At 44.9% G+C, this 7,315-nt stretch carries 9 protein-coding genes and 3 pseudogenes; 10 read left to right on the forward strand and 2 right to left on the reverse strand.

Features of this window, described 5'->3' with window-relative positions:
* The 7 genes and pseudogenes from C6Y40_RS12200 to C6Y40_RS12230 all read left to right on the forward strand — a co-directional run.
* Window positions 1-352: pseudogene (locus C6Y40_RS12200) on the forward strand (IS4 family transposase); the annotation flags it as partial.
* Between the two features lie 332 nt (window positions 353-684).
* On the forward strand, window positions 685-975 hold the full coding sequence (locus C6Y40_RS12205) for a hypothetical protein (protein WP_146129561.1): 291 nt from the start codon (window positions 685-687) through the stop codon (window positions 973-975).
* A 116-nt stretch (window positions 976-1,091) separates the two neighbouring features.
* Window positions 1,092-1,388, forward strand: coding sequence for a hypothetical protein (locus C6Y40_RS12210; RefSeq protein ID WP_105934840.1), 297 nt, complete (start codon window positions 1,092-1,094; stop codon window positions 1,386-1,388).
* Window positions 1,389-1,528: 140 nt separating this feature from the next.
* The gene (locus C6Y40_RS12215; RefSeq protein WP_071951665.1) at window positions 1,529-1,765 is read left to right on the forward strand and encodes a DUF4160 domain-containing protein; all 237 of its coding nucleotides are present in this window, start codon (window positions 1,529-1,531) and stop codon (window positions 1,763-1,765) included.
* Window positions 1,746-2,000 (forward strand): DUF2442 domain-containing protein, encoded by a 255-nt coding sequence (locus C6Y40_RS12220; RefSeq protein WP_105934834.1) that lies wholly within the window; start codon window positions 1,746-1,748, stop codon window positions 1,998-2,000. The genes C6Y40_RS12215 and C6Y40_RS12220 overlap by 20 nt, the downstream gene beginning before the upstream one ends.
* A gap of 97 nt (window positions 2,001-2,097) precedes the next feature.
* Window positions 2,098-2,559 carry a hypothetical protein gene (locus tag C6Y40_RS12225; RefSeq protein WP_105934835.1) on the forward strand — a complete coding sequence of 154 codons (462 nt, stop codon included), beginning with the start codon at window positions 2,098-2,100 and terminating at the stop codon, window positions 2,557-2,559.
* Window positions 2,560-2,826: 267 nt separating this feature from the next.
* Complete coding sequence (locus C6Y40_RS12230) at window positions 2,827-3,210, forward strand: hypothetical protein (protein ID WP_105934836.1); 384 nt, start codon at window positions 2,827-2,829, stop codon at window positions 3,208-3,210.
* A 406-nt stretch (window positions 3,211-3,616) separates the two neighbouring features.
* On the opposite strand, the gene C6Y40_RS12235 is transcribed toward C6Y40_RS12230, so the two are convergent.
* Entirely contained in the window at window positions 3,617-4,771 is a 1,155-nt protein-coding gene (locus tag C6Y40_RS12235) for an IS110 family RNA-guided transposase (RefSeq protein ID WP_105934837.1), read from the reverse strand.
* A gap of 122 nt (window positions 4,772-4,893) precedes the next feature.
* On the opposite strand from C6Y40_RS12235, the gene C6Y40_RS12240 reads away from it, so the two are divergent.
* Together C6Y40_RS12240 and C6Y40_RS12245 are read left to right on the forward strand one after the other, a co-directional pair.
* Window positions 4,894-5,127: a hypothetical protein gene (locus C6Y40_RS12240; protein WP_105934838.1), complete on the forward strand. Its 234-nt coding sequence runs from the start codon at window positions 4,894-4,896 to the stop codon at window positions 5,125-5,127.
* Window positions 5,128-5,741: 614 nt separating this feature from the next.
* A complete protein-coding gene (locus C6Y40_RS12245; RefSeq protein ID WP_105934839.1) occupies window positions 5,742-6,038 on the forward strand; it encodes a hypothetical protein in 297 nt (98 codons plus the stop codon).
* Between the two features lie 413 nt (window positions 6,039-6,451).
* Here C6Y40_RS12245 and C6Y40_RS12250 read toward each other — a convergent pair.
* A pseudogene (locus C6Y40_RS12250) lies at window positions 6,452-6,820 on the reverse strand (transposase); the annotation flags it as partial.
* A 141-nt stretch (window positions 6,821-6,961) separates the two neighbouring features.
* Between C6Y40_RS12250 and C6Y40_RS12255 the strand changes: the two are divergent.
* Window positions 6,962-7,315: pseudogene (locus C6Y40_RS12255) on the forward strand (IS21 family transposase); the annotation flags it as partial.

Consider the following 7,315-nt stretch of genomic DNA (forward strand, 5'->3'; position numbering starts at 1 on the left):
TTATCGCCAGCGCATGCAAATAGAAGAAGGCTTTCGGGATATGAAAAGCACGCGCTTTGGTCTGGGGTATGAAAATAATCGCAGCACAACCAAGACACGCATTACTGTTCTGGTCTTGCTTACCACACTGGCTTCGTTAGTGGCTGTACTGTTGGGCATGCTATTAGTTGTCAGTAACAAGCATCGACGCTTTCAGGCAAATACCGAAACAAAATCCGTACTATCCTTTCACTTTCTTGGCTTGAGAGCTTTTAACACCTCAATGCGATTTACCCTGCATCAGTGGAAAAAGACGATCCGCTGGCTTGATGAACTCACCGCTGAAGCTTGCATGAGCAAGATTACATGCTAAATTCGTGGGGATCCCTCAGGTTTTAATTCAATCAAATAAACCCATGCCCGATACGCTTGAACTGGATAGAGTTCCAGAGAACCAGCAGGACTCAGTGTTAATAAAAAACGGTGCTACACTAAAAATCTTTTTGCCACATGCAATAGAAACTGCGATGGTAACTTCATATCGTGTCGGTTATTTAAACTACAATGGCAGCTAACAAAAAAATCATGTCGCCCGCAGGCGGGCTGGGACACAAACAGGCAGGCGGCTTCGCCATTGTAGCCTGCCAGTTTGTGCCCCATATTTAGGCGTTAGCTTTTGTTGGTTCATTTGTGGAGTCTGGAATTGTGGTAGAACACAAATGCGATAAGCTTCCAAAAGGAGCATTTGTATACAAAGCACAAGTAAGTTCGAGTAGTGTGCTTGCATGGCGTTTGCATCTAATTCGTGAAGCGACAGAGGAAGACTTAGAAGAAAATCATTATCTTAATGAAGTTGGCGAAGACATATGGACGGTTTTAGCAGAAATATCATTCTGCCCTTATTGTGGTGATGATCTATATGATGGTCAGTTTAATGAGGCTAATGGTGATTTTGTACTATATGATTCATCAGGTTACAAAATGAAAAAATGTTAAATTTAATTCGCAGCTCGCTAACAAAGCTAGTCAGCAACGCTCCCGTTGGTCGCTGGGACGCCAACCGCGTTGCGGTCGTCGCTGTGTGCTTTGCGTTAGCACCAGAATGGTCAGGCATGGCAAAGATTAAGAAAAAGCTAACTCCGGCTCAAAGGCGCATAAAGAAAGCTGCGACATCCGAGCGACAAAAGAAATACCAGTGGGTCTTTATGAGTGGAAAGCAAGTCAAAATAAAGCTGCCACCGACTGTGGATGGCATACCAGTAGATCAGTTCATTGACGAGAATGCCGATCCGATCTGGCTGCATCAGAATGAAGTGTGGGAATTGATGCCGGTGGAAGAACCTATTCCTGCTCCTGCTTCGCCTACTGAAGCAGTGGTAATGGAAGACGAGAATGGAATACCGTTTTGATTTCAACCCACATAGTGCAGCCGAGTAGTGCTAACAAGTTACTGCACCGGAAAAATTACTCGCTGGCGCTCCCAATTTTCCGGTGAGTAAGGCGTTATCTTCTCGTTGGCATTCCCGCACTTTTCATATAACCTTTTATCATGCCAACGGTATTAAAAATTGGGCCATATCGCTTTTTCTTCTATAGTAACGAAAATGGTGAACCTGCCCACATTCATATTCAACGCGAAAGAATGCTAGCTAAGTTCTGGCTTCGTCCTGTCGCGTTAGCAAGTTCAACTCGCTTTACTCCCAAAGAACTCAGAACTTTGGAAAAGCTTGTTGTCGAAAATAGAGATGCTTTTTTGGAGGCTTGGAATGGCTACTTTAGCAGTTGAACATCACCCACAAGCTCTGTCGGTGTCTTTCGATGAAAGTTCGTTAATTGTCGAATTAATCGACGGTAGAACTATTTCTGTACCCTTATCCTGGTTTCCTAGTCTTTCTCAAGCAAGCACATCTCAATTGCAGAATTGGGAACTATTAGGAGATGGCGAAGGCATACATTGGCCGCAATTGGATGAAGATCTGAGTATAGCAGGTCTACTTGTCGGCAATCGCAGCAGAAGATAACAATCAAATGTTGGGGACACAAACACGCGGGCTCTGCTTCCCAGTATAGCCCACACGTTTGTGCCGCCAAATTTGGGCGTTATAACCTACGAGTAGCATGAAGAAAATAATTACCAAATGGCTATTGATTTCACTTGGAGTCGGAATGATTCCCGTAGTGATATTAGGCGCTAGTCAGGGAGGAATAGCATTAAGTCCATTAATCTTGCTGTTCTTCTTAATGGTAGGGTTAGCCGGATCGGCGGTTCATGCGAACATCTACGCTTATCGAAAAGGTACAAAAAAGCAGAAAATACAAGGCTCCGTATTTGCAGGAATTTCAGCCCTAGTCATTGGCTTTCTTGTGTACAGCGAATCCCGATGTGAGTTAAGGCAAGAATATGCAACTGAAAGAGCTAGTGGCTATGTTCGTTCTAAACCGGACCTAGATATTAAGAACCTAAGCGAGCCAGTATTTGATCTAGAAAAATGTGTATGCACTTTCGAATATTCTAGTCCAACTACAAAATTCGAGATATTTGTTAGTGAATATGGTGAGCTACATTTCTCGCCACATTGAAGAAAGTTATAACAAGTTGCTGCACGCTGACACATACTGCTACGCTCGTTTTTGTGTCAGTCGCTGCGCTCCATTTTACACAAAAACGCTCTCCGCAATATGTGCAGGTGAGCAAGGCGTTAGAACACAAGGAAAGTTTATGCTCAATATGAATGATAGAAATAAGCAAAATCCACCGCCTAGTAGAAAAAGAGAGGCTCCTCTACCAAACAAAAAAAGAGACCCTGGCACAAATAGTGGCGGCCCAAGAAGGCCGAATCAAAAACAATGAATTTAAAAGATGCCAGAGATAACTACTACGCATTTACTGCCTCACTAAGCACCACCAATAGACAGTTAGCGCTAGCTGGTATAGCGGTTGTTTGGATATTTGCTCAAAAATATGAGGCAGGGTTTTCGCTAAACGAAGAGCTGGTCAACCCATTAAGCACTTTTGTTTTGAGCTTAGGTTTTGATCTTTTTCATTACATTTATGCGAGTATTGCGTGGGGTGTTTTCCATCGTTTAAAAGAGCAAGAAAGCAATATAACCGCCGAGTCTGATTTCAGGGCACATCGCGCAATTAATTGGCCTACCAATATCTTCTTTTGGTCAAAAGTCGCATGCACCGCAATTGGCTATGTACTTTTATTAGACTTCTTACTGTTCTAACAAACCAAGGCAGCGGGACAATTACATGCAGGCTCCCGTCACTTCGTTCCGTATTTTAGCCTGCATGCACTTGCCCCTGCTAGGGGCGTTGGTATGACTCCCTTTGTCAACCCTGAACGAGTGCTTCCCTGACACTCTTTCAGTCCATAATCAGTTGTTTCTATCTCACAAAATAAATGAGCTAACGCACCGGATGAGGCAGTAATGTCGTCGGTTGGTATGCTGGTATCCGTAGGTTACTTATTCTTGGAATAAGCAGAGCTGACCTTACTCAATCCGCCGTGGCACCTTCTCATCAGTCTATGCTCGTGGATCAAACACTGTTAAGTGATTGCCATCATAACGCCCTCGTAGGTTGTGCCACATTCCGCGGCCTGATCCGAATGCGTTAGCTCAAACTCGTTTATCATGCGGGTACTCGGCTTAATCTCAGTTTTGGATTAACCGGTGTAAGTACCACTTCTTTTGCGATTGCCCAGAGGTAAGCGGCCATTTCCCTGGCAATCGCGGTAATAATCAGATTGTAGTGTTTGCCTTTCTTGCTCATGCGCTGGTAGCGTTTGCACAGGCGCAGCTGTGCTTTCCAGGCAATATCGACAATGTCTTTGGGTAAGCCTTCCTGCCTTAATTGTAATTCTGTAGAGACATTTGCCGGATAGCGATAGCTATGCGCGCCTTCAATGAGTAAACGCCTGGCTCTGCCATTTCCGGCTTTGGTAATCGCCCCCAAATGACGTTTTCCGCCTGATGATTGTTCACTGGGTACTAAACCTAAATACGCCATGAGTTTTCTGGGATGGTCGAAACGGTGTAAATCGCCAAGCTCAGCCACTACACCGACTGCGACCAGAAGACGCACGCCACGCATAGCCTGAATGGCTTTCACTACCGGATAATAACGCCACTGGTAAACGTGATGGGTTAATTCATTATCCAACCGTTCTAATCGTCGGATACGTTCGTCAATGGTTTGTAGCTGTTCCTGCAAAACGATTTGCTGAGCAGGGTGAGGTAATATGAGTTCGGTGAGCCAGCGCAAGTGTTTCTTCGACCAATTGGCCGTGCCTTCATAACGAATATTGTTGCGTAGTAGTAGCGCTTTAAGCTGATACTTCGCTTCTTTTAAATCCTTCATGGCCGCTTCACGAGCGCGGGATAAATCGCGAACGGCTTCATCTTCCGGCTCAGGGACATAAATGGGTGTGAGGTCTTCAGACTTCAACAACTTCACCAGCTTCAGTGCATCACGGCGGTCCGTCTTTACACGTTCTCCAGGCTTTTTAGGAATAAGAGACGGAGCAACCACATAGCAACAATGCCCCAGGCTGGTAATGAGCCGGTAAATCCAGTAGCCACAAGGACCCGCTTCATAGACAACGTGCAGAGTCGCGCCAGGATATTTAGATTCAAACTGGCGAAGTAATTTTTTAACGCTGACTTTGGAAGAGGGGATGCGGCCATAATGAACCGGACTCGCCCCGCGTTGTTCTTCACAATATGCCACTTCATGGAATTCTTTGTGCGTATCCAAACCGATAAAAATCATGCTATGTTTGTTCATGCTAGCCTCCAAATGATTTAGTCTTAAGCAAACTAATTATGGCACTGGCTTTCAGCTAACCCACGAAAATGCGGAGGCTAGCATTTAACAGGGAGTCATTGTGTCTATGTGACTTTGATTAAATGAACAACAAAGAAAGAAAGGAATTCATTTTCCAGGCAATAGAGAAGCGAAATTTCGATAGTATCCATGATGCACGTCGAGAACTTGGTGGGGTCATTGATTCTCTTGAGGCGGTTCCGTTTGGATCTAGAAATGAAATAATTAGAATTTGTGAAGATCTTGCAAATGGGATTATCGATTCGAAAGAATCTATAGCAAGGTTAAAAGCATTTGTGGGTTCAGTTCCAGACTAATCAGCACCTGCCGTCACATAACAAACCAAGTAAGCGGGACAATTACACGTGGGCTCCCGTCACTTCGTTCCGTATTTTAGCCCACGTGTAATAGCCCCTTCTTGGGGCGTTATACGCCATGATGAAATACTGTTGCTGCAACTGCCATATTAAGTTTCCTTGCACGGATGCTGTAGATGGATACAAGCTGGGCTTTAATAAAGGTTTTTTGTGCCCTTCCTGCAAAGCGAACTTAACAGAATCGTTTCTTAGTAGTGGCAAGAAAAAAGTGAAATTTGATAGTAAAGCCCATGAAAAGTGGATGTCTTACTCAGGTTTAGTTGGCATTGTCACTTTCATAACATTGTTTGTTGTTTCCGACGGCTCCTGGATAACTTTTTTCGTTACATTTGGTGTCATTCTTTCTTATTTGCTATGCGGTTATTGGCTCTGGGGTTTTACACCATACCCAAATGTTATTAGCACAAAAAAGCTATGAAAGGTTGTTCTGACTTGGCGTATAACAAAAAAATCATGTCGCCCGCAGGCGGGCTGGGACACAAACAGGCAGGCGGCTTCGCCATTATAGCCTGCCAGTTTGTGCCCCATATTTAAAAGTTATGCGTCGGAGAAACATGGAATCTCTAAACAAAAAGTTGGCCTTACTATTGTGGGCGCAAACTGAGCAAGGTGAGGACGATGTTGCCTTATTTCACGGCACTCTAGTCTTTGAAAATGAGAAATATATTTTCAAAAGAAGCGAGCCTCCGCATCCGACAATTCAAGATAACTGGCTACATCGAATTCAACCCGCAAGTCCGGAGTTGGCTGAGGTGTTAGGGGATGCAGAGTTCACACTTTCTTTAACAGTCGGTAGTTGCGAGGAATCGGATTCAGTCTTTAGCAACTTTGGCCTTAAGTGGCCTCAGTAGTAACGCATAACAAACCAAGTCAGCGGGACAATTACATGCAGGCTCCCGTCACTTCGTTCCGTATTTTAGCCTGCATGTACTTGCCCCTGCTTGGGGCGTTGGTATGACTCCCTTTGTCAACCCTGAACGAGCGCTTCCTTGACACTCTTTCAGCCCATAATTAGTTGTTTTTCACTCAAATAAATGAGCTAACGCACCGGATGAGGCAGTAATGTCGTCGGTTGTTATGCTGGTATTCGTAGGTTACTTATTCAATGAATAAGCAGAGCTGACCTTACTCAATCCGCCGTGCCACCTTCTCATCAGTCTAGGCTCGTGGGTCAATCACGGTTAAGTGATTGCCATCATAACGCCCTCGTAGGTTGTGCCACATTCCGCGGCCCGATCCGAATGCGTTAGCTCAAACTCGTTTATCATGCGGGTACTCGGCTTAATCTCAGTTTTGGATTCACCGGCGTAAGTACCACTTCTTTTGCGATGGCCCAGATGTAGGCTGCCATCTCTCGAGCAATCGCGGTTATGATTAAATTGTAGTGTTTCCCTTTCTTACTCATCCGCTGGTAGCGTTTACACAGGCGAAGCTGTGCTTTCCAGGCAATATCAACGATGTCTTTGGGTAAACCTTCCTGGCGTAATTGCAGTTCAGTTGAGACCTTTGCCGGATAGCGGTAGCTATGTGCCCCTTCAATGAGTAAGCGCCTGGCCCGGCTGTTTCCGCACTTAGTGATAGCCCCCAAATGACGTTTTCCACCAGTAGAATGTTCGCTGGGTACTAAACCCATGCGTATTCTGATGTTCTCGATCGCTGATTCTGGCTAGCCCGATCAACTCTATTCCGGTCATTCGATCACAGACTTTTTCTTCACCACCCGATCAGTCTTTTATGCTTGTTAACTTCTTTTAATTTTAAAGAGGAAACAAGTATGTCAAAACCTACTGACATAGAACGCGTTAAAGCGGTTCTCTATCTTAAGCTTGATGAAAACCTCAGTAACCGGGACATCGCCAGGAGACTGAATGTGGGGGCTGCCACTATATCTGATATTCTCGGTAAATTCAGAACCCTGGATTGTGGCTGGCCGTTACCTGAGCATGCCTCCGATCAATGGCTACATCAGTCACTTTATCCTGACAGGAAAGCGGGCCGTATTAAACCTGATTATGGCCTGATGGATATTGAACTGCGGCGTAAAGGTGTAACTAAACTGCTGCTCTGGGAGGAATATCAGGCTAATTACCCTGATGCTTGCTATAGCTACAGCCAGTTTTGCGACAAT

Origin of the sequence: Marisediminitalea alba, from assembly GCF_002993365.1 — a bacterium.
Taxonomy (GTDB): domain Bacteria; phylum Pseudomonadota; class Gammaproteobacteria; order Enterobacterales; family Alteromonadaceae; genus Alteromonas; species Alteromonas alba.

What these genes read in the sequence shown, in the direction of transcription:
- C6Y40_RS12210 (WP_105934840.1), top strand. Translation starts at nt 1,092, where the DNA reads ATGGCAAAGATTAAGAAAAAGCTAACTCCGGCTCAAAGGCGCATAAAG.
- C6Y40_RS12215 (WP_071951665.1), top strand. Translation starts at nt 1,529, where the DNA reads ATGCCAACGGTATTAAAAATTGGGCCATATCGCTTTTTCTTCTATAGT.
- C6Y40_RS12220 (WP_105934834.1), top strand. Translation starts at nt 1,746, where the DNA reads ATGGCTACTTTAGCAGTTGAACATCACCCACAAGCTCTGTCGGTGTCT.
- C6Y40_RS12225 (WP_105934835.1), top strand. Translation starts at nt 2,098, where the DNA reads ATGAAGAAAATAATTACCAAATGGCTATTGATTTCACTTGGAGTCGGA.
- C6Y40_RS12230 (WP_105934836.1), top strand. Translation starts at nt 2,827, where the DNA reads ATGAATTTAAAAGATGCCAGAGATAACTACTACGCATTTACTGCCTCA.
- C6Y40_RS12235 (WP_105934837.1), bottom strand. Translation starts at nt 4,771, where the DNA reads ATGAACAAACATAGCATGATTTTTATCGGTTTGGATACGCACAAAGAA.
- C6Y40_RS12240 (WP_105934838.1), top strand. Translation starts at nt 4,894, where the DNA reads ATGAACAACAAAGAAAGAAAGGAATTCATTTTCCAGGCAATAGAGAAG.
- C6Y40_RS12245 (WP_105934839.1), top strand. Translation starts at nt 5,742, where the DNA reads ATGGAATCTCTAAACAAAAAGTTGGCCTTACTATTGTGGGCGCAAACT.